The sequence below is a fragment of the Achromobacter sp. JUb104 genome, from assembly GCF_024806975.1.
GTDB lineage: Bacteria > Pseudomonadota > Gammaproteobacteria > Burkholderiales > Burkholderiaceae_B > Achromobacter > Achromobacter spanius.
Genome location: NZ_JANUEY010000006.1, coordinates 57,264 through 76,830, shown reverse-complemented (window position 1 = coordinate 76,830; position 19,567 = coordinate 57,264). Strand labels below are relative to the sequence as shown.

The 19,567-nt window shown below is 64.3% G+C and carries 19 protein-coding genes; 18 read left to right on the top strand and 1 reads right to left on the bottom strand.

Translation table 11 applies throughout. From position 1 onward, the window contains the following. Positions 1 to 105: 105 nt before the first annotated feature. From M2361_RS28700 to M2361_RS28655, 10 genes are all read left to right on the top strand, one after another. Positions 106 to 1,074: a TcpQ domain-containing protein gene (locus tag M2361_RS28700; protein ID WP_259253168.1), complete on the top strand. Its 969-nt coding sequence runs from the start codon at positions 106 to 108 to the stop codon at positions 1,072 to 1,074. Beyond that, positions 1,071 to 2,660 (top strand): hypothetical protein, encoded by a 1,590-nt coding sequence (locus M2361_RS28695; RefSeq protein ID WP_259253167.1) that lies wholly within the window; start codon positions 1,071 to 1,073, stop codon positions 2,658 to 2,660. Before M2361_RS28700 ends, M2361_RS28695 begins: the two co-directional genes overlap by 4 nt. 6 nt (positions 2,661 to 2,666) lie before the next feature. Continuing rightward, on the top strand, positions 2,667 to 4,019 hold the full coding sequence (locus M2361_RS28690; protein WP_259253166.1) for a hypothetical protein: 1,353 nt from the start codon (positions 2,667 to 2,669) through the stop codon (positions 4,017 to 4,019). Continuing rightward, the gene (locus M2361_RS28685) at positions 4,006 to 4,491 is read left to right on the top strand and encodes a hypothetical protein (RefSeq protein ID WP_259253165.1); all 486 of its coding nucleotides are present in this window, start codon (positions 4,006 to 4,008) and stop codon (positions 4,489 to 4,491) included. Before M2361_RS28690 ends, M2361_RS28685 begins: the two co-directional genes overlap by 14 nt. Positions 4,492 to 4,502: 11 nt before the next feature. After that, positions 4,503 to 6,227, top strand: a complete 1,725-nt coding sequence (locus tag M2361_RS28680) for an ATPase, T2SS/T4P/T4SS family (RefSeq protein ID WP_404976470.1) — start codon at positions 4,503 to 4,505, stop codon at positions 6,225 to 6,227. Further along, complete coding sequence (locus M2361_RS28675; RefSeq protein WP_259253163.1) at positions 6,224 to 7,360, top strand: general secretion pathway protein; 1,137 nt, start codon at positions 6,224 to 6,226, stop codon at positions 7,358 to 7,360. The genes M2361_RS28680 and M2361_RS28675 overlap by 4 nt, the downstream gene beginning before the upstream one ends. Positions 7,361 to 7,430: 70 nt before the next feature. Then, a complete protein-coding gene (locus M2361_RS28670) occupies positions 7,431 to 8,048 on the top strand; it encodes a type 4 pilus major pilin (protein ID WP_259253162.1) in 618 nt (205 codons plus the stop codon). After that, positions 8,048 to 9,136 carry a prepilin gene (locus tag M2361_RS28665; protein ID WP_259253161.1) on the top strand — a complete coding sequence of 363 codons (1,089 nt, stop codon included), beginning with the start codon at positions 8,048 to 8,050 and terminating at the stop codon, positions 9,134 to 9,136. The genes M2361_RS28670 and M2361_RS28665 overlap by 1 nt, the downstream gene beginning before the upstream one ends. Before the next feature lie 77 nt (positions 9,137 to 9,213). Further along, positions 9,214 to 11,838 (top strand): alanine--tRNA ligase, encoded by a 2,625-nt coding sequence (alaS, locus tag M2361_RS28660; RefSeq protein ID WP_259253160.1) that lies wholly within the window; start codon positions 9,214 to 9,216, stop codon positions 11,836 to 11,838. Next, the gene (locus tag M2361_RS28655; RefSeq protein ID WP_259253159.1) at positions 11,838 to 12,107 is read left to right on the top strand and encodes a sulfurtransferase TusA family protein; all 270 of its coding nucleotides are present in this window, start codon (positions 11,838 to 11,840) and stop codon (positions 12,105 to 12,107) included. The genes alaS and M2361_RS28655 overlap by 1 nt, the downstream gene beginning before the upstream one ends. Positions 12,108 to 12,213: 106 nt before the next feature. On the opposite strand, the gene M2361_RS28650 is transcribed toward M2361_RS28655, so the two are convergent. Continuing rightward, the gene (locus tag M2361_RS28650; RefSeq protein ID WP_259253158.1) at positions 12,214 to 12,795 is read right to left on the bottom strand and encodes a hypothetical protein; all 582 of its coding nucleotides are present in this window, start codon (positions 12,793 to 12,795) and stop codon (positions 12,214 to 12,216) included. A gap of 428 nt (positions 12,796 to 13,223) precedes the next feature. On the opposite strand from M2361_RS28650, the gene rpsP reads away from it, so the two are divergent. From rpsP to M2361_RS28610, 8 genes are all read left to right on the top strand, one after another. After that, entirely contained in the window at positions 13,224 to 13,484 is a 261-nt protein-coding gene (rpsP, locus tag M2361_RS28645; protein WP_006224007.1) for a 30S ribosomal protein S16, read from the top strand. A gap of 84 nt (positions 13,485 to 13,568) precedes the next feature. Then, complete coding sequence (gene rimM, locus M2361_RS28640) at positions 13,569 to 14,186, top strand: ribosome maturation factor RimM (RefSeq protein ID WP_259253157.1); 618 nt, start codon at positions 13,569 to 13,571, stop codon at positions 14,184 to 14,186. Further along, the gene (gene trmD / locus M2361_RS28635; protein ID WP_259253156.1) at positions 14,186 to 15,049 is read left to right on the top strand and encodes a tRNA (guanosine(37)-N1)-methyltransferase TrmD; all 864 of its coding nucleotides are present in this window, start codon (positions 14,186 to 14,188) and stop codon (positions 15,047 to 15,049) included. The genes rimM and trmD overlap by 1 nt, the downstream gene beginning before the upstream one ends. Positions 15,050 to 15,155: 106 nt before the next feature. Continuing rightward, positions 15,156 to 15,860 (top strand): helix-turn-helix domain-containing protein, encoded by a 705-nt coding sequence (locus tag M2361_RS28630; RefSeq protein ID WP_259253155.1) that lies wholly within the window; start codon positions 15,156 to 15,158, stop codon positions 15,858 to 15,860. Between the two features lie 99 nt (positions 15,861 to 15,959). Then, on the top strand, positions 15,960 to 16,715 hold the full coding sequence (locus M2361_RS28625) for an ABC transporter substrate-binding protein (RefSeq protein WP_100855075.1): 756 nt from the start codon (positions 15,960 to 15,962) through the stop codon (positions 16,713 to 16,715). Positions 16,716 to 16,837: 122 nt separating this feature from the next. Beyond that, entirely contained in the window at positions 16,838 to 17,491 is a 654-nt protein-coding gene (locus M2361_RS28620) for an amino acid ABC transporter permease (RefSeq protein ID WP_100855076.1), read from the top strand. Beyond that, positions 17,488 to 18,219, top strand: coding sequence for an amino acid ABC transporter ATP-binding protein (locus M2361_RS28615; RefSeq protein ID WP_100855077.1), 732 nt, complete (start codon positions 17,488 to 17,490; stop codon positions 18,217 to 18,219). The genes M2361_RS28620 and M2361_RS28615 overlap by 4 nt, the downstream gene beginning before the upstream one ends. Positions 18,220 to 18,228: 9 nt before the next feature. After that, entirely contained in the window at positions 18,229 to 19,518 is a 1,290-nt protein-coding gene (locus M2361_RS28610) for an FAD-binding oxidoreductase (protein WP_259253154.1), read from the top strand. Positions 19,519 to 19,567: the final 49 nt, after the last annotated feature.

The window sequence follows — 19,567 nt, the reverse complement described above, 5'->3', positions numbered from 1 at the left end:
TCAATTCATCCATGCGTACATGCCAGTCTGGCGGCACCCCCAGCCGTCGTCCACCATGCCGTTCATGCGTACCGCTTCCGGTGCGCCTTTCGCTTGCGGTGAGGCATGGTTCGAATCTTCTTCCTGGCGGCAGGCCTGTCCTGCCTGGGGGCTTGCACTAGCTGGCCCGCCAATGGCGGCGCCGCGTCGGCTTGGCAAACCACCGGATCCGCCGCGCGCGGTTTCCGTTTTGACTGGCGCTTGTCGGGCGACCCGGCGGTGGCGCCCATGCAGGTCTTTGACGATGGCAAAGAGGTTTGGCTGCACTTCGCCCCCGGGCAGGCCTTGCCGGCGATCTTCGGCATGCGCGATGCGCTTGAACATCCGTTGCCGTATACGCGGCGCGAGCCCTACGCAGTGGTTGCGGGTTCGTGGAGCGCGTTGCGGTTTCGCGGGGGCAGGCTGTCGGCTCGGGCTGAGCGTGATGTTGACGCGTCGGCCGTGCCGCCGGCACCTGTGTCTGCCTCTGCCTCTACATCCGCACATGCATCCGCACCAGCATCCGCATCGACATCAGCCTCCGCTTCTCCGCTGCCCGATGCCACGCCTTCGGTAGCGATCCCGCCGTCGGGTGTCGGTGAATTGGCTGCACGTGGGCCAATGGGCAGCGCTGGTGACGCGCCAGCAAAGGCGGCAACCACGGCGCTTGATGCGGCTGTTGACGTGGCCCCGACGGAATCGCCGCCCGCCATGGCCGCTTCCGTGCCGTCCATATCCGGTGATGCCAGCGCACCGGCCCAGTTCTATCGGGCCGCGCCTCCCGACACCACCCTGCGTGCCGTGTTGGCGCGCTGGGCGGGCGATTCCGGCTGGACCTTTCATCCGCGGCATTGGGCGGTGGACGTTGATATTCCCTTGTCCGCCTCGGCCGAATTTTCCGGGGACTTCAAATCCGCTGTCCGTGAGTTGCTCAGCGCCACTGAACTGGCCGATAAGCCCTTGCAGCCGTGCTTCTACAGCAACCAGGTGCTGCGCGTGGTGCCCTTGGCCCAATCGTGTTCGCGCGCGGCCGTCACGCAAGGAGCTGGGGTATGAGCATTTTTCGAATGATCTGCGTCGTCGCCACCGGGGCGCTGGCGGGCTGCGCGGCGTCTCAACACGCTGCGGATCTGAACCGCGCGGCGAAGGATCGGCTGGCGGCCGTCTCGGGCCGTCATCAAGCATTTGCCCAGGGGCTGTCCGACCGGCAAGCCCGTATCGCCGCGCAGGACGTGGCCGCGCCCTGGGTCGCCGGGACGCCGCAACCTTTGGCGCGCGAGGTCACGTTGCCTCTGGCCTTGCAAGAGAACGTGCCCACCACGCTGATGCTCGCCGACGAGACCGACCTGTTTGCGCTTGCGCAGCGCTTGGGCGCCGCCACCGGCATTCCGGTTCGCGTGCAACCGGAAGCCTTGCTTCCCATCGAACAGTTCTTGCCGCGCCTGGCCGTCACCGGAGGCGTGTCCCTGCCCGCGCCTGTTCGTATGGAAGTCCGCGATGGCCCCTTGCCGCTTGCCGACTTGCTGGATGCGCTGGCCGCGCGTTTCTCGGTGCATTGGCGGTACGTGCGCAACGCGCTGGAGTTCTATCGAACCGACACTCGGGTTTTTGACGTGCGCGCGCTATCGCTTGCCAGCGCGGTCGATGTGCGGTTGGGGCGGTCGGGCAGCGACGACGGCGAGGGCTTTGAAAGTACGTCCAGCACCACCTTGTCGGCCAAGGAACACCACGCCCTGGCGGTCCTGCGCGCAAGCATCGTGCCCTTCCTGACCCGCTCGGGCCTGGTTGCCGACGCCGTGGACGGCGCATCTTCCATCGTTGTCACCGATACGCCCGAAGCGCTGGAGCGCGTGGCGCACTACCTTGAGCGCGAGAACAAGGCCATGACCCGCCGCGTGCGTCTGGTCTTCGAAGAAATAACCGTCATCGTCAAGCAGTCGGCATCGGGCGGGCTGGACTGGAATGCGCTATACGCCGCGGCGGGTTCATCGGCACGCTATGTCGTGCCCGCGGCGGCGGCTTTGGGGGCCAGCACGCTGGAAGGCTCGGTGGGCAGGGGGCCGCTGCAAGGGTCGCAAGCCATTGTTTCCGCGCTCAGCACCATGGGCGCGATCGTGCGGCACAGCAAGGTCCCTGTGCTGACGCTGAACCGGCGGCCGGTCACGCACGCGGTCCGCACCACGTTCTCGTACATCGATCGTGTGCAAAGCACCGCCGTCCCAGGTACCACGTCGGGCGGCGCCAACGGATCGCTGCCCGCCGTGTCCATCACCCAGAAAGAAGAAACCGTGGGCTCGTTCCTGACGCTCGTGCCCGACATCCAGCAAGACGGCCAGATCTTGCTGTCTGTTGCCTACGACAACGCGGTCGCGCAACCCTTGAAGACCATCACCTTCGGTGAGCGCGGCAACCAGGTCCAGGTGCAGCAGATCACGATCGACGGCAATGGCACGGTGCAGCAGATTGAATTGCGCCCGGGCCAGCCCGTCATCCTGTCCGGCTTTGACCGCAGCACGGATCAACACAACCGCCAGCGCCTGGCGCCCGGCATGCCCCTGATTGCGGGCGGGCAGGACAGCGCGGCGCAAGAGCGCGAGACCACGCTGATGCTGGTCACGGCGCAGGTTGAAGAAGGGTATTAAGGCGTCATGAAACGAGCCCCGGTTCCCATCCTGCTTGATTGCCCCGGCGCCAGCCACCAATTGGCGTTCGGCCTGCGATGGCTGGCGCTGATTGGTTCCGATGTTCCAGCGTTGGCGCGCGCTCGCGGGCGCAGGCTTCGGGCCACGCATTTCATCGTGGGCGGATCACCCGCCACCATGGCCGGCTTTGGCCGCTTGCGCTCGTCGTGGCGCATCAGGGGGCAGGGCGAGCGCGCGCGGCATGACGGCAGCCCTCGGGTCCAGGCCGCCGCGCAGCTTTACGCGTTGTTGTATCCGCTGGGCGGGCATTGCCTGATCGACCTTCCTGGCGGCCGCTATTGGCTGGCCGCCGCGCAAGATGGCGTGGTGCTGTCGCAGGCGGACCGGCTGTTCAATTCGCGCGACGATGCGGCGCAGGCCCAGGCGCGCTTGCGGGAACAGCGCCCCGGCCTGGTCGAACACGATGCCGATGCGGTCTGGGCTGCGCTATTGCAAGCCGTGAACCCCGGCGCCCGCATGGCGCGCCTGCCTTCACGCTGGGCAGGGGTGCCGTTCGCCCTGCGCCTGTTCCTGGCGTGCGTGGCCGTGTCTGCGCTTGCGCCACCGCTATGGCGCGCCGTGACGTCCTATGTTTTTTCCGAGCCACGGGCCTCGCGTGCCGAAGAGGCCCTGTCGGCGGGTCAGCAAAACCCCTATCAGTCGATGATCAGCGCAATGGCTGCGCATGGGCCTCTTGAGGTGTCGCGGCTACTGCGCAGTGTGGGAGAGCTGCCGGTTCAGGTGCAAGGCTGGGCGCTGCGCCGCGCGCAGTGCGATGCCCAAGCCAGCGGCTGGAACTGTGCGGCGGTCTATGTGCGCGCGCACCCCCAGGCCACGAACCGTCGGCTTCACGCCCGGCTGCCGGCAGGATGGCGGGTGTCATTCAAGCCCTTGGATGAAGCCACCTTGGCATGGCATATCGCGTCACCTCCTGTTCCCTTGGCGCGCTTGATGTTGCCCAGCGCATTGCACGTCGACACCGAGCTTGTCGCCATCTTGCAGCGCTTGCGGCCCGCTTTTTCGTCCATGACCTTGGCGCCCGCCATCGTGTTGCCGTTGCCTGCACCAATGTCCGCACCCATGCCCGATGCGGTTGGCGCGGACACCGCCAATGTTGCGCTGACGGACCCCTTGCCCGTATTGCGGCGGCGCGCATTGCGCCTGCAAGGGCCTTTGCGATCGCTTGCGTTGTTGCCCGCCGCCATCGCGCCCGCGCGTTGGTCGCGCCTGGTGGTCGATGTGCAGCCTCAACACCGGCCCACCTTGGTCGCCAGCACGCTGGTCGCCGAGCTTCAAGGAGATTTGTATGAACAGGATTAGGCACACCATTGCCCGTGGCCCGCGCATGGTGGTTCGTGTGGCCGTGGCGTTGTGCGCGTGCGCGGGTGCGCCTGTGCAGGCTTCATCACCGGTTGAAGAGGCGCAGGCCTGGCCGGAAGTGGAAACCGTGCGCACCTTGCTGCGGGCGGATGCGGCCGCCGCGCTCGCGGATTGCAATGTGCCGGGGATCTGCCGGCCCGGGACGGAACGCGCGGACCCTGGCGAGCACGTGTCTGCGCAGCAGGACGACATTCGCGTTGCGGCCATCTTCGGGTCCACCCGGCGGCTCACCATCGACGTGCTTGTCAATGGCGCCTTGCTGCGCTATCGGGCGGGCCATGGCGCACCCGTGGCGGGGGCCGTGTCGACTGGCGGGTACCGCTTGCTTGCCGTGGAAGGCGCTTGCGTGCATCTGCGCCGCGATGAACTCAACCGTACCGCTTGTCTTGATGTTGGCAGGGGCTACCCATGAATTCGTCGACCATGCCGCTGCAAGCCCGCGTGCCGCTCGCCTTGCAAACCGCTGATGACATCGCCCGTCTGAACCCACCCTTTGCGCGTGCGCTGGCACGTGAATTCGATTTGGCCTCGTTGGCCGGCAGGCTCTGTCCGGTGATGCTGGACAACGGCGACGCAGCTATTTTCGCCGTCAAGGAATACGTCCAGGGCGATGCCGTCGACGAACTGCAACGCATGGTGATTGCGGCGGGATACCGCTTGGCTGAGCCGGCGCGCTATACGCTGCCCGCCCCCTTGCTGCTGATGATCGCCCGTGGGCAACTGACGGCGGCGGGAATGGGGCGGCGCGGCACGGGGCCGCAAGCCGAACGCACTTCGGGCTTGGCCGCCTTGTTTCTGGATATCGTCCGCTGGGGTGTCGCGCAAGGCGCCAGCGACGTGCACATCAATGTGAATCGGCGGCAAGAGGCCTGCGACATCCGCTACACCATCAACGGCGACTACGTCGGCACGCAGCGGTTTGCCGGGCTGTCCAACGACACCTTGCTGGAGGTGCTGGCGGTGGCATGGATGGATGTGCGCGGCGGTAACGGCGCCGTGTTTGATCCCACGGTTGAACAGCAAGGGCGTATCGCCTTTAACGTCGACGGCATTCCCGTCGTGCTGCGGTGGGCGTCCTTGGCCACTGACGCCGGGCCTTCGGTCTGCCTGCGCATCCTGCGTCTGGATGCCACTGCCGACGGCGATCTGCAAGCGCTGGGATATCCACCTCAGCAAATTTCAACCCTGCTGCGCGCCCGAGACCGTGATGGGGGAGCCATCGTGCTGGCTGGGGTGGTGGGGTCGGGCAAATCCACCACCATCGCAAGCCTGATGCGCGGCATTGCGCCCACGCGCAAGGTCATCACGCTGGAAGATCCGGTGGAATACCTCATCGCCAATGCCTTGCAGAACACCTTGGGCAGTGCGCTGTCGGAATCCGCCTGGCCCGCGTTCGACGCCAAGCTCAAGACGATCAAGCGATCCGCAATGAACGACCTGCTGATCGGCGAGATCCGCGATGTCAACACCGGCCGCGCATTCATGGACCTTGCGAGTTCGGGCGTCAGCTTGTACGCCACCACGCACGCGGGCACGGCCGCCATGATTCCCGAACGTCTTGCGTCCGACGCCATCGGCGTCTCGCGGGACGTACTGGCAACGCCGGGCATTCTTAAGCTGCTGATCTATCAAACCCTGTTGCCACGCCTGTGTTCGGGCTGCGCGTTGCCGATAGACAGCCTGTGGCGGGGGCGTGAAGCGGCTGGCCTGTCCGAGGCCGAGCCGGATTGGCGGGCGTGGATAACGGGCATCGTGAACGCCTATCAACTGGATGGGGCAGCGCTCAGGGCCAGGAACACGGCGGGGTGCCCGCAGTGCCGGCGCGCGCAGCTACCGGAATTGAATGGCACGGCAGGCCGTTGCGTTGCCGCCGAAATGATCGAGCCGGAACGCACGGAAGGCTTTCTGGAGCGCGTGCGCGTGCGCGACAACCTGGGCTTGAGCCAACTGGCTGGCAAGGCAGCAACCGCCGGCGACTGGCGCGAATCTGCGCTGCGCGGCACGCGAGCGCTGGACTGCGCATTGCACAAGGTCAGCATCGGGGACGTGGACCCGCGTGCGCTGTTGCGCCGCTTCGATCTACTACTGACGCCCGGTGTGCTCGAAGCACGCGACTCGCTCAGTGACATCGCCCGGAGGCGCTCATGAACGGGCCGATGCTACCGACGCGCTTGTGGCCAAGCATGGCGTTCGAGGCCATGTCGACACGGCTCGACGCATTGCGCTTTCGCCCGCTGCGTGCGGACTATTTCACGTATCTGGCGGACCTTATTGAAGGCACGCAAGGGCGAAAGAGCCTGCGCGACATCTTCGAGGACGACGCGCGACGCTACGGGCCGGGAACGGTGCGGGGCCGCCTGTCGCGGCATTGGGCGGCGGCGTACCAGGAAGAGGGGGGCGACTTGGGGGTGGCGTGGTGGGGCACGCTGCCGCCGGCCGAATGCCAACTGCTCAGTTGCGTGCAAGAGGAAGGCGGTGACCTTGCCGCCGCGCTGCGAGACCTGGCGGGCGCTGCCCGGTTGGCGGGGCAGGCGTGGCTGGCGGTGGCGTCCGCCGCCGCGGCGGGACTGGTGGCGGCAGCCGTTGCGTTCGCCTTGCTATGCGCGATTCCGTACTTCAGTGTGCCGCGCTTGCAGGCGGTCTTTCAGATGGTGCCGGCCGAAGACTATGGGCGCCTGACGCGCAATCTCTTTCGCCTGGCCCAGGCATTGGATCAATGGTTATTGCTGTGGTTTGTGCTTAGCCTGGGCGCAGCCGTCTTGAGCCTGTGGTCGCTGCCGAACCTCACGGGGGGCTTGCGGTCCGTGTTGGATCGTTGGCTTCTGTGGCGCTTGTATCGCGACTTCCAGGCGATACGCTTTCTGTGCCTGCTGTCGGTGCTGGTGCGGCAACGCGGCGCGGCTGACACCCGGCTACGCCGCGCGCTGTCTGTGCAGGCCCGAGGGGCTCCGCCGTGGATGCATGCCCATCTGCAGGCCATGTTGGAGCACGTTGACGCCGGGGAGCGCGGCCCGGAGATATTCGCCACCGGCCTGCTGGATCAGGAAACGTGGTGGTACATGGCCGACATGATGGACGTGCTGGGCCTGGAGTCCGGCCTGGCGCGGGTGCGCGAGCGGGTCGAACTGCGTCTGCTCGCGCGCGTGCGCCGACAGGCGGCCGCGTTGCGCTGGTCGCTTCTGATCCTGTCGCTGGCGACGGTCTTGGGCATCACCCTTTGGCATTACGGCGTCATCGACGAGTTGCGTCACGCGCTGACCAATTTCTATGCAAGTCAGTAGCACTTCACGCGCGGGCTTGCGGGCTGTGCTCGCACGCGCGCTCATACCTTATCAACCCACGGAGGCAGCGATGCAGCAGGTAAAGAATATTCATCCGGGCGCCGGGCGCCAGCAGGGCTTTTCCTTGATGGAGGTGTCTATCGTGACCGCCATTGTCTTGTTGATCGCAATCGTCGGTATTCCGGCAATCGGTTCGTATGTCATTGAAAACAAGGTGCCGAAGGTCGGAGAAGAGATCCAGCGGTTCGTCGCCAGCATGAAGATCAACGCCCAAGGGGGCGGCGTCACCCCCTACCTGGGGTTGGACACGGGCGCGTTGGCGAATGCGTTGCGCGATTCAAGCGTGCTGGCTGTTCAGGGCAGCGGCGCGTCGGCGCGGGTCGTGCACGGCCTGGGGGGCAGCGGCACGGGGCGCAATGGTGTCGTGGAAGTGGCCGCGGCCGCAGCGGGTGGCGGAGGTCTTGGGTCCGCGTTCGTCGTTACGTTGACGAACGTCAGCCATGCGGCTTGTCCGGCGCTGGCCTCTGTGTTGCAGCGGGTCTCGGATGTCATTTCCATTGGCGGCGGCGCGGGAGCGACAGTCGTGAAAGACGCGCTGGCGACGCCCGCTGTCCCCTACCGCGCCGCGTCGGCGCAGGTGCAATGCAGCCAGGGCGAGGTCAACACTTTCGCGTTCACGGCAAGATGATGTCGCCCACCGTTGCGGGAAATTCGGCAAGGTGCGCGGCGGCGTGTCGGCGTCAGCGAGGCTTTTCGTTGTTGGGCCTGGCGTTGACGCTGGCGCTGACCTCCATGATTGCCATCTGGGCGTCCAGCCAGCTTGTCCAGCGCATTGAGGACGCGGCTGCGCGTTCAACGGGGGTTTGGCTGACGCAGGTCAGGCAGGCAGCGGCGGACGTGCTGAAGCAACATTTTTCCGCGCTGGCCAAGGGCGAATCTTTGCAGGGCGAAGCGGGCGTGCCGCTGTTTGCAGACCCCTATGCGCCCACGGTTGCCGAATTGCGCGCCTCCGCGCATCTGCCTGCTGATTTTCCGGAGCGTGCGGCCATGGGATTTGCCGCACGAATCAATATTGCCAAAAGCGAAGCCTGCCCGGGCGAGCGATGCCGGATAGATGCATTGGTCTACAGCGCCAAACCGGTGCTGAAAGCCGGGACGCATGCTCCCGACCTGGTCAGCATTGCCGCCGTCATTGACGCCGCCCAGGGGTATGGCGGAGCGGTGTGGCCAGAAGCGCCGGGCCAAGTGCGAGGCGCCGCCTTCAGCTTTCCGAATCCCTGGGCGGCGGGCGCGCCCGCGCTGTCGGCGGGCACCGTGGCGCTTTGGGCTGGGGTGGGGGCGCAAGCCGAGGCAGACCGCCCGCCGGCCATGCCGGACCTGAGCGCCTACGTCAAAATCGGCGACGTGCGCGACCCGATGCTGGGCGGAGCGCTGACGGTCGCTTCCTCCATCAACGCGGGGGCGTACCTTTCCGTGGGCGCGCGCGCCGTGGCGCGCGAGTCTTGCCACGTAGCCACCGGCACGATTGCGTCTACGCACGACGGCGAACTGCTGAGCTGCCAATTTGGCGTCTGGCAACGCGCCAGCAGCAGCTTCGGCGGCGCCTACAGCATCAACCATCCGCGGGGGTGCTGGCATTACACCGGCGTTTCCACCGCAAACCCCCTTACCGGACAGTGCTCCTGCCCCCCGGGCTTTGCGGGCGTGATTGTTTCCGCAGGCGGGAAATGGTCCGAAACCGAGGGGTGGACCACAGGGTACGTTTGCGTCCGGTAGTGCCTTCCGGGACCTTTTCCGCGCTTTCGCGCTAACCCTCTATAATCAAAGATTCGCCTAAATCTGCGTCATCCACGATGAAATCCTCCGAGATTCGCCGCCAGTTTCTGCAATTCTTCAAGTCGAAGGGACACACCATTGTTCCGTCGTCCTCGCTCGTTCCCGGCAACGATCCGACCCTGCTTTTCACCAATTCGGGCATGGTCCAGTTCAAGGACGTGTTCACAGGCAAGGAATCGCGGTCGTACACGCGCGCCACGTCGTCGCAGCGCAGCGTGCGCGCGGGTGGCAAGCACAACGACCTGGAGAACGTGGGCTATACCGCCCGCCACCATACGTTCTTCGAAATGCTGGGTAACTTCAGCTTTGGCGACTACTTCAAGCGCGACGCCATCCAGTACGCCTGGGAACTGCTGACGCAGGTCTACAAGCTGCCGGCCGAGAAGCTCTGGGTCACCGTGTACCAGGAAGACGACGAAGCCTACGACATCTGGGCCAAGGAAGTGGGCGTGCCCACCGAGCGCATCATCCGCATCGGCGACAACAAGGGCGCGAGCTACGCTTCCGACAACTTCTGGCAGATGGCCGACACCGGCCCCTGCGGCCCCTGCTCGGAAATCTTCTTCGATCACGGTCCCGAGATCTGGGGCGGCCCGCCCGGATCGCCCGAAGAAGACGGCGACCGCTTCATCGAAATCTGGAACCTGGTCTTCATGCAGTTCGAGCGCGACGCCGAAGGCAACATGCCGCGCCTGCCGCGCCCCTGTGTCGATACCGGCATGGGTCTGGAACGTATCGCCGCTGTGCTGCAAGGCGTGCATTCCAACTACGAAATCGATCTGTTCCAGAAGCTGATCCATGCCGCCGCGCGTGAAACGGGCGTCAAGGACCTGGAAAACAATTCGCTCAAGGTCATCGCGGACCACATCCGCGCCTGCTCCTTCCTGATTGTCGACGGCGTCATTCCCAGCAACGAAGGCCGGGGCTACGTGCTGCGTCGCATCGTGCGTCGCGCGCTGCGCCATGGCTACAAGCTGGGCCAGACCAAGCCGTTCTTCCACCGCCTGGTGCCGGACCTGGTTGCCGAAATGGGCGAAGCCTATCCGGAATTGGCGTCCATGGCCGACCGCGTTGGCCAGGTGCTCAAGCAGGAAGAAGAGCGTTTCGGTGAAACGCTTGAACACGGCATGCGCATCCTGGACACGGCCTTGGCCAATGTGCCCAAGGGCGGCGTGCTGGACGGCACGACCCTCTTCACCCTGTATGACACCTACGGTTTCCCGGTCGACCTGACCGCCGACATCTGCCGCGAACGCGAAGTGGAAGTCGATATGGCGGGTTTCGAGGTGTCGATGGAGCGGCAGCGTGATCAAGCCCGCGCCGCCGGCAAGTTCAAGATGGCCGAAGGCTTGAGCTACGAAGGCGCCGATACGCGCTTTGAAGGCTACGAAAAGCTGGAGCTCGACAACGTCAAGGTCACGGCCCTGTACGTGGACGGCACGCAGGTTCAGGAAGTGAAAGCCGGCCAAAGCGCCGTCGTCGTGCTGGATGCCACCCCGTTCTACGCAGAGTCGGGCGGTCAGGTCGGTGACACCGGTCTGTTGGAAGCGGACGGCGTGCGATTCGCCGTCGCCGACACTCTCAAGATCCAGGGCGGCGTTTTTGGCCACCATGGCGTGCTGGAATCGGGCTCGCTGTCGGTCGGCACCACGCTGCTGGCGCGTGTGGATGCGGTGCGCCGCGCGCGTACGGTGCGCAACCACTCGGCTACCCACCTGATGCACAAGGCCTTGCGCCAAGTGTTGGGCGCGCACGTGCAGCAGCGCGGCTCGCTGGTCGATGCCGACAAGACTCGCTTCGACTTCGCTCAGGATTCACCGCTGACCGCCGAGCAGATCGCGCGCGTCGAGGCGATCGTCAACGCCGAAGTGCTGGCCAATCAGCCCACCGTGGCCCAGGTCATGGCTTACGACGACGCCGTCAAGGGCGGCGCCATGGCGCTGTTTGGCGAAAAGTACGGCGACACGGTGCGGGTGCTGGACATCGGCTTTTCGCGCGAACTCTGCGGCGGCACGCACGTGAGCCGCACGGGTGACATCGGCCTGTTCAAGATCGTGTCCGAAGGCGGCGTTGCCGCGGGCGTGCGTCGTATTGAAGCCATCACCGGTGACAACGCGCTGGCCTGGGTGCAGAACCAGAACGCCTTGCTGACCCAGATTGCCGGCATGCTGCGCAGCACGCCCGCCGATGTGCCGGCGCGTATCGCGCAGGCGCAGGACCAGATCAAGGCGCTTGAGAAAGAGCTGGAACAGTCCCGCAACAAGCTGGCCGCCAGCGCCGGCAACGATCTGGCCACCAGTGCCGCTGTCGACGTCAAGGGCATCAAGGTCCTGGCCGCAAGCATCGGCGACGTGGATCCCAAGGCGCTGCGCGGTATGGTCGACAACCTGAAAGACCGTTTGAAGCCGGCCGTCGTGCTGCTGGCCACCGGCTCGGCCGATGGCAAGATCAGTGTGGTGGGCGGCGTCACCGCCGACCTGACCGACCGCATCAAGGCGGGCGACCTGGTCGGCTTTGTGGCTAGCCAGGTGGGCGGCAAGGGCGGCGGCCGTCCGGACATGGCCATGGGCGGCGGCACGGACCTGGCTGCCTTGCCGGCGGCCATTGCCGGCGTGCAGAAATGGGTCGACGAGCGTCTCTGATGAGCAGCGTGGAAACCGGTGTCGATGTCGGCGCGCAAGCGCCGGCTTTCGAGCATGAGATCGATGCCAGCGGCTTGACCTGCCCGCTGCCGATCTTGCGCGCGAAGAAGGCGTTAGCGCAGATGGTAAGCGGCGAAGTCTTGCGCGTGGTCACCACCGACCGCAATGCGATCCGCGACTTTCAGGCTTTTGCCCGTCAAACCGGGAATGTGTTGGTGGCGCAGGAAGAGGCCGAAGGCCGCGGCGTGCACTACCTGCGCAGGCGCTAGCATCAGTTCCCGGGTCGCAAGCCGTCAGTCGGTCTGTCATCCGGTACGCATTATCAAAAAGGCCCGCTTGATATCAAGCGGGCCTTTTTTTGTCCTGGCGGTGTGCTTACTTGTGAATGGCCGCGGCCACTGCCTGGGTAATCGTGAAATCCACCAGATCACCTTCCTTGAGTTGCTGCAGGCGCGCCTGCAAGGCCGGGTCCTTGACCTGGATCGTTCGCTTGCCGCCCTGTGGGCCCTTCAGTGTGACCAGGTTGGCGCTCTTGTTGATGTGCCAGATCTCGGCGGTAATCGTGGTTTGGCGGCCCACCGCGCCGCCTGGCTTGGCCCCCGGTGCGCTACGCGTCGCCGCCGTTTCTGTCTTGACTTCCGGGGCGCCTGAACCGGCGGGGCGCACATCCACCCCCACGGATTCGTAGTAATCCAAGGTCAGCATGTCGCCCGGCTTGATCTGCTGAAAATTGCGGACGTCGGGGCCGGCCACGACTTCGACCGTGTTGCCGTTGTCGCCTTGCAAGGTGATGGCGCGCGTGGCCGGGTCCACGGCGGTGACCTTGCCGGTAGCAGTGGTCATTGCCGCGCCGATGATGCGGGCGGAGGCTGCGATGGGCATCGCCAGCGTGCCCAGCAATAGGCCCGTCAAGGCCAGGCGTGCGACGGGTTTGAAGACGGATGTCGGGTTCTTCATGGTGTGGCGCCCTCCAAGAGAGGAAGTGTTGGGGAAAAAACACGAACGAACAGGCGTAGCGGGGCCGGAGGGATGGAATCCGTCGTCAGGGTAAAGGCGGGAAAACAGGGGAGGCGCCGTGCCGAAAAGGCGCAGCGCAAGGCAGGCAAGCAAGGGGTCTGGCGTAGGACGACATATATCCGATCTCTCCAACCGGGCTATTTCTTCAAACGCACTAAGGGGGTATCGCAGGAAATGCAGGCGCAAGCGCGGCCAGGCGGCTACACTTCGGTCTGCGGCGGGCTTCGGCCCGTTTTGTAGAATACCCGGATGCGGTGTTTTACGATACAAATTGCGCCGCCCCGACTGATTCAGCACCTGCATTTGCCAGCCGGCTTGTTTAAGTGCTAGAATTTCCCGTTTTTCACAACTAATTCAAGGGATTACCTATGGTGGTGATTCGCCTGGCCCGCGGTGGGTCCAAGAAGCGTCCGTTTTACAACCTGGTGGCCACCGATTCGCGTAACCGTCGCGACGGCCGCTTTATCGAGCGCGTGGGTTTCTACAACCCCGTCGCTAGCGAAGGCACGGAAAACCTGCGCATTGCGCTGGATCGCGTGCAGTACTGGACTGGCACCGGCGCCCAACTGTCGCCCGCCGTCGAACGTCTGGTCAAGGACTACTCGGCCAAGGTTTCCGCCGCGGCTTAATTGCCTGCGTCGTATAGCCAAGCCGTTAGTTCAGCTGTAAAGCTACCATTCTTAGCTGTTTCATAACTATCAAGAGCGCGATACATGTCTGATGCCGCAACCTCTAACGCGGCGCCTACGGATTTGATCGAGCTGGGCCGCATCACTGCAGCCTACGGTGTGAAAGGCTGGGTTAAGGTGCAGCCTCATTCGGCCAATGCCGAAGTGCTGCTCTCAGCATCTCAATGGTGGTTGACTCGCCCTGTGCCTGAATTGGCGCGGGGCGCTGTCGCGTCTGCGCCTGTCGCAATCAAGGTGTTGCAAGCTCGCTCGCAGGGCGCCACGGTGGTGGCCCAACTGGCGGGTATTGTGGACCGCGACCAGGCCGAAGCCATGCGCGGATATTCCGTGCAGGCACCGCGCGGCTCTTTTCCCGCGCCGGAAGAAGACGAATACTACTGGGTCGACCTCATCGGTTGCGCGCTATATACCAGCGCCAACGGTGAACCCGCGCTTATTGGCGTAGTGGACGAAGTCCTTGATAACGGCGCTCATGCCGTCTTGAAGGTCTTGTGCCAGAAAGTTGGGGCCGAAGGGCCCGAACCCATTCTGAACGCCAAGGGCCGACCCGCCGAACTGCTTGTTCCGTTCGTACGCGCGCATATTCACGCCGTCGATCTGGCCGCTCGCCGCATTGACAGCGACTGGCCGGCGGATCTTTGATGCGATTTGACGTCATTACGCTCTTTCCCGAAATGTTCGGGGTAGTGCGCGATCTGGGTGTTACCGGCCGGGCGCATACCCAGGGCCGGTGGTCCCTGCATGCGTGGAATCCCCGTGATTTCACGCAGGACGTCCATCGCACGGTAGACGACCGCCCTTACGGTGGTGGTCCGGGAATGGTGATGATGGCCGCGCCGCTGGAAGCCGCCGTCAATGCCGCCCAGCAAGCGCGTGCCGCGCAAGGTCTGGGGCCTGCCCCCGTGGCCTTGCTGGCGCCGGTTGGTCAACGTTACGACCAGGCGGGCGCAGAAACTCTGGCCGCGGGCGATGGAATCATCCTGATCTGCGGCCGCTACGAAGGCGTGGACCAACGGTTCATTGAACGTTGCGTCACGCATGAAATCTCGCTGGGCGACTTTGTCTTGTCCGGCGGGGAAATCGCCGCGCTTGCGGTGATCGATGCCGCCGTGCGCCTATTGCCGGGCGTGCTGAACGACGGTGACTCAGCCTTGCAGGACTCGTTTAACGACACCTTGTCCGGCCTGCTGGACAGCCCGCACTACACGCGCCCGGAAGTCTATGAGGGCGAGTCCGTACCCGCGCCGCTCCTGAGCGGCCATCATGCCAATATCGCCCGCTGGCGGCGTGAACGTTCGCTGGCCCTGACGGCGGCGCGCCGCCCCGAGTTGATTGAATCGGCCCGTGCCAAGGGGTGGTTGAACAAGGCGGATGAACGCTATCTGGCAGAACTGGCCGGCACCTATGACCCTGCTTCCGATGCGCCCAAGCGCCGTCGCAAGCCTGCGTCAAAGACCTCCGCGCAATCCCCCGCGCAATCCTCCAAGACGCCCGACGCGTCCTGAGCTTTTCCCCTCTTCAAACTTTTCATGACCGCTAGGGATGTTCCTAGGTTGTGAGCTTGTCGTGTGCTCCTTAGTATTGAAAATTACACATAAATGAAATTTTCACATGAGCAGATCCGACTCGGCCGCCTCGCGGGTGGCCCGTCCCGTCCCTGAGCATCACGCCTCGCCTTCGCCGGCAAGGGCGGCTTCGTTTGCGGGCAGGCCGGAATCGGCCGTGGACTTGTGGTTGGGTCAGCAACTGCGGCAATTACGCAAACAGCAAGGCCGATCCCTTGCCGATGTGGCGCGCGCCTGCGGGATGTCCCTGGGCTTGCTGAGCCAGATCGAGCGCGGCCTGAGTTCCGCCTCGGTCAAGGTGCTGCATCTGCTGGCGCGCGAATTCCAGGTTTCGGTCAATTCACTGCTGCGCAACGCCGAGCACACGCAGGGCGAAGACGGCGGCCGCGTTGCTCGCGCGGGCACGCACCGCTTCATCGATCTAAGCGAAAAAGGCATCAGCAAAGAGATGTACACGCCGCCGGCCTGCAGCAGCATGGACCTGTGCCGCGCCACCATTGAGCCCGGAGGTTCCACCGGCAACGAGCTTTTCGTGACGGGGCAGGGCGAGCAGATCGGGGTGGTGCTCAAGGGTTCGCTTGAATTATGGGTGGGCGACCGCGTGATGCTGCTGAATGAGGGCGACAGCTTTTGCTATGCCAGCAGCACTCCGCGGCGCTGGCGAAATCCCGGTTCGCAGACGACCGAGGTCATCTGGGCCATTTCCAACATCACTCAAGCCGCGGGGGACGACACGCAACAAGCGCCATAAGCGCGCAGCATCCACATCGGCGCGATGACACTGGGGATTGTCGCGCCACCGGACACGCAAGGCGTTGCCCGGACTTCTTTGCCACGATGAGGAAATGTCATGAAAATCAAGACTCTGGTTGTCTCTGTATTTGCAGCATTGTCCATGGCCGCGGGCGCGCAAGCCCAGACGGTGTTGAAAGTGGGGTCCACACCCACCGGCAGTCCCTTCACTTTCCTGGACACTAAAGCCAATAGCATCGAAGGCGTGATGGTCGACATCGTCAAGGCCGTTGGCAAAGAGGCGGGTTTCGAAGTGCAGATCGAGCCCATGGCGTTTTCCGCACTGATCGGATCGCTGACCTCAAAGCGTATCGACATCGTGTCGGCCGCCATGTTCATCACTCCGCAGCGCCAGCAGATCGTGAGCTTTTCCGAGCCCGTCTACCGCTACGGAGAGGGCTTGATGGTGTTGAAGAGCGACAACAAGGAATACAAGTCGTTCGCCGACATGAAAGGCATGACGGTCGGTGTGCAGGTGGGCACGGCTTTTGTCGAACCCGTGCAGAAGAGCGGCGTGTTCAAGGAAGTGAAGCTGTATGACAACCCGCCCGACATGATGCGCGACGCCAATGCGGGCCGCATCCAGGGTGGTTTCATGGACTACCCGATTGCCGCGTACATCCTGACGCAAGGCAACTATCCCAACCTGAAGATGGCGCAGTCTTACCAGCCGACCGTGATGGGCAGCCTGGGGCTGGCCACGCGCAAGGAAGACACGGCGCTGCTGGACCGTATCAATAAAGCGCTGGCCAAGCTCAAGGCGGACGGCGCCATCGACGCCATCCTGAAGAAGTGGGGCCTGTCCGGCTCGTAAAGCGGCGTTAGTTCCAAGCAAGCAAGTGTTTTTGCAACAGCCTTGCCGGCGCGTATCCGCGCGCCGGCTGGCGGGGCGCATCCCGCGTTCCCGCAGGCGGTCTTGTCGGGGTGGGGTAGTTCATGACGGAATTCTTCAACGACGCGGCAGAGTACATGCCGATACTGCTGGAAGGCGCGAAGCTGACGATCCTGGTCACGCTGGGTTCGCTCGCGCTGTCGACGGTGCTGGGTCTGGTGTGGGCGCTGATGCGCGTCTCGGGAAACAAATTCCTGTCCAAGTTCAGCGCCGGCGTGATCAATCTGCTGCGCGGCATTCCCATCATCGTGCTGCTGTTCTATATCTATTTCGTCATGCCCGACATGGGGGTGTCGCTGACCGCGGTGCAGGCCGCCATCATCGGGCTGGGCGTCGCGTATTCCGCCTATCAGGCCGAGAACTTCCGCGCCGGCATCCAGGCGATTGACCGTGGCCAGATCGAAGCCGCCATGGCCATGGGCATGAGCTGGAGCATGACGATGCGGCGCGTGGTCCTGCCGCAAGCGGTCAAGATCGTGCTGCCGCCTTACGGCAACATCATGATCATGATGCTCAAGGACTCATCGCAGGCGTCCACCATCACGGTGGCCGAGCTGGCCCTGCAAGGCAAGCTGATCGCGGTGTCTACCTTCAAGAACGCCACAGTGTTCTCTCTGGTGGCGTTGATGTACCTGGTGATGTGCGTGCCCTTGATTCTGCTGGTGCGCCATCTGGAAAAAAGGAGCACCACGAAATGATCGAACTTCGCGGAGTCCGCAAGAGCTTTGGTTCGCTGGAGGTGCTGAAAGGCATTGATGCCGACGTCAGCAAGGGCGAGGTGGTTTGCGTGATCGGCCCTTCCGGTTCGGGAAAATCCACGATCCTGCGCTGCATCAACGGGCTTGAGCGCTACAACGCAGGGCGCATCACCGTGGACGGAGAGCTGGTCGATGCCGACGCGCCGTCCATCGTGTCCATCCGGACACAGGTGGCCATGGTATTTCAGCGCTTCAATTTGTTCCCGCATCGCACCGCGCTGGAGAACGTCATTGAAGGGCCGATCTTCGTGAAGAAAGAGCCGCGCGCGCAAGTGCTTGAGCGCGGCCGCGAACTGCTGGCCAGCGTGGGCTTGGCGGACAAGGCCGATGCGCATCCGAACCAGTTGTCTGGCGGGCAGCAGCAGCGGGTAGCCATTGCGCGAGCGCTGGCCATGCAGCCCAAGGCCATCTTGTTCGACGAGCCCACGTCCGCGCTGGACCCTGAACTGGTCGGCGATGTGCTGGGCGTCATGCGCAAGCTGGCGGAAGCCGGCATGACGATGGTCGTCGTGACGCACGAAATGAGCTTTGCCCGCGAGGTTGCCGACCGCGTCATGTTCTTTGACGGCGGGGTCATGGTAGAGCAGGGCGCCGCCCGCGAAGTGCTGAATCATCCGCAGCATCCCCGGACGCAGGATTTCCTGCACCGTGTGCTGCATCCCATGTAAGGAACCGTCATGCAGCAAGCGCCGTTTCCCCTTTCCCCGTCATTGTGGGCAGCGACCGCGGCGCCACCGCCGTCGACCGAGCCGCTGGCCGCTTCCACGCACGCCGATGTGTTGGTCATTGGTGGCGGCTATGCCGGTCTGAGCACTGCCTTGCATCTGGCCGAGCGGGGCGTGAAGACCGTCGTGCTGGAGGCGCGCGAAATTGGTTTTGGCGGCTCGGGCCGCAATGGTGGCCAGGTGATCCCAGGCTTGAAATACGACCCGGACGACTTGATCGCCATGTTCGGGCCTGAAAAGGGCGAACGGTTATTGCGGTTTGCGGGCAGCACGGCCGACTCGGTGTTCAACCTGATCGACCGCCACGCCATGGATGTGCCGCATGTGCGCAAAGGCTGGATCCAGGGCGCGCATACCGCCGAAGCCTTGCGCATTGCGCATAAACGCGCGGCGCAATGGGCGCGCCATGGTGTGGACGCGCAACCGTTGGATCGGGATCAGGTCGCGCGCTTGTTGGGCACGGATCGCTATCTGGGCGGTTGGGTCGACAAGCGCGCGGGGGCCGTGCAGCCCTTGAGCTACGTGCGCGGCCTGGCACGCGCCGCTTTGAATGCGGGTGCCTTGATCCACACGGAAACACCGGTCACCGGCCTGAAGCGTGACGGCGGCAAGTGGACGGCGTCCACCGCGCGCGGCGCCACCGTTACCGCGGACCGCGTCGTGATGTGTACGAACGCCTATGGTGGCGATCTGCTGCCCGGGCTCAAGACGTCCATCATTGACGCCAACACCTTCCAGGTGGCCACGGCGCCGCTGCCGGAGTCGGTGCGCGCGGGCATCTTTCCCGAAGGTCATGTCACGTCAGACACCCGCAATCTGTTGCTGTACTTCCGGCTTGACCACCAGGGCCGCCTGTTGATGGGCGGTCGGGGTCCGTTCCGTGAGCCCAAGGGGCCGCAAGATTGGGCGCACCTTGAGCGCGTCATGTTGAAGATGTTTCCGCAAGTGGCGGGTACACCCTTCGAATATCGCTGGTGCGGCCGCGTTGCCATTACGCGCGATTACCTGCCGCATTTGCACGAGCCACAGCCCGGCTTGCTGGTCGACATTGGTTGCCAGGGGCGCGGCGTGGGGCTGCAGACGAGCATGGGGCGCGCCATGGCGGAATATGTGGCCACGGGTGATGCCGCCGCGTTGCCGGTGCCCTTGTCGCCGGTGGTGCCGTTTCCGCTTTATGGCTTGCGCCGGCTGTATGTGAATGCCGTTGTCACCTGGTATCGCATGACGGACGGCGGCGTGTAGGTGCCGGGCCGTTAATGGTGGCCAGATAAAAAAACACCCCGGAGCATCG

Excerpts from the sequence above, each read along its gene's own strand:
- M2361_RS28700 (WP_259253168.1), top strand. The coding sequence starts at position 106 with ATGGTTCGAATCTTCTTCCTGGCGGCAGGCCTGTCCTGCCTGGGGGCT.
- M2361_RS28695 (WP_259253167.1), top strand. The coding sequence starts at position 1,071 with ATGAGCATTTTTCGAATGATCTGCGTCGTCGCCACCGGGGCGCTGGCG.
- M2361_RS28690 (WP_259253166.1), top strand. The coding sequence starts at position 2,667 with ATGAAACGAGCCCCGGTTCCCATCCTGCTTGATTGCCCCGGCGCCAGC.
- M2361_RS28685 (WP_259253165.1), top strand. The coding sequence starts at position 4,006 with ATGAACAGGATTAGGCACACCATTGCCCGTGGCCCGCGCATGGTGGTT.
- M2361_RS28680 (WP_404976470.1), top strand. The coding sequence starts at position 4,503 with ATGCCGCTGCAAGCCCGCGTGCCGCTCGCCTTGCAAACCGCTGATGAC.
- M2361_RS28675 (WP_259253163.1), top strand. The coding sequence starts at position 6,224 with ATGAACGGGCCGATGCTACCGACGCGCTTGTGGCCAAGCATGGCGTTC.
- M2361_RS28670 (WP_259253162.1), top strand. The coding sequence starts at position 7,431 with ATGCAGCAGGTAAAGAATATTCATCCGGGCGCCGGGCGCCAGCAGGGC.
- M2361_RS28665 (WP_259253161.1), top strand. The coding sequence starts at position 8,048 with ATGTCGCCCACCGTTGCGGGAAATTCGGCAAGGTGCGCGGCGGCGTGT.
- alaS (WP_259253160.1), top strand. The coding sequence starts at position 9,214 with ATGAAATCCTCCGAGATTCGCCGCCAGTTTCTGCAATTCTTCAAGTCG.
- M2361_RS28655 (WP_259253159.1), top strand. The coding sequence starts at position 11,838 with ATGAGCAGCGTGGAAACCGGTGTCGATGTCGGCGCGCAAGCGCCGGCT.
- M2361_RS28650 (WP_259253158.1), bottom strand. The coding sequence starts at position 12,795 with ATGAAGAACCCGACATCCGTCTTCAAACCCGTCGCACGCCTGGCCTTG.
- rpsP (WP_006224007.1), top strand. The coding sequence starts at position 13,224 with ATGGTGGTGATTCGCCTGGCCCGCGGTGGGTCCAAGAAGCGTCCGTTT.
- rimM (WP_259253157.1), top strand. The coding sequence starts at position 13,569 with ATGTCTGATGCCGCAACCTCTAACGCGGCGCCTACGGATTTGATCGAG.
- trmD (WP_259253156.1), top strand. The coding sequence starts at position 14,186 with ATGCGATTTGACGTCATTACGCTCTTTCCCGAAATGTTCGGGGTAGTG.
- M2361_RS28630 (WP_259253155.1), top strand. The coding sequence starts at position 15,156 with ATGAGCAGATCCGACTCGGCCGCCTCGCGGGTGGCCCGTCCCGTCCCT.
- M2361_RS28625 (WP_100855075.1), top strand. The coding sequence starts at position 15,960 with ATGAAAATCAAGACTCTGGTTGTCTCTGTATTTGCAGCATTGTCCATG.
- M2361_RS28620 (WP_100855076.1), top strand. The coding sequence starts at position 16,838 with ATGACGGAATTCTTCAACGACGCGGCAGAGTACATGCCGATACTGCTG.
- M2361_RS28615 (WP_100855077.1), top strand. The coding sequence starts at position 17,488 with ATGATCGAACTTCGCGGAGTCCGCAAGAGCTTTGGTTCGCTGGAGGTG.
- M2361_RS28610 (WP_259253154.1), top strand. The coding sequence starts at position 18,229 with ATGCAGCAAGCGCCGTTTCCCCTTTCCCCGTCATTGTGGGCAGCGACC.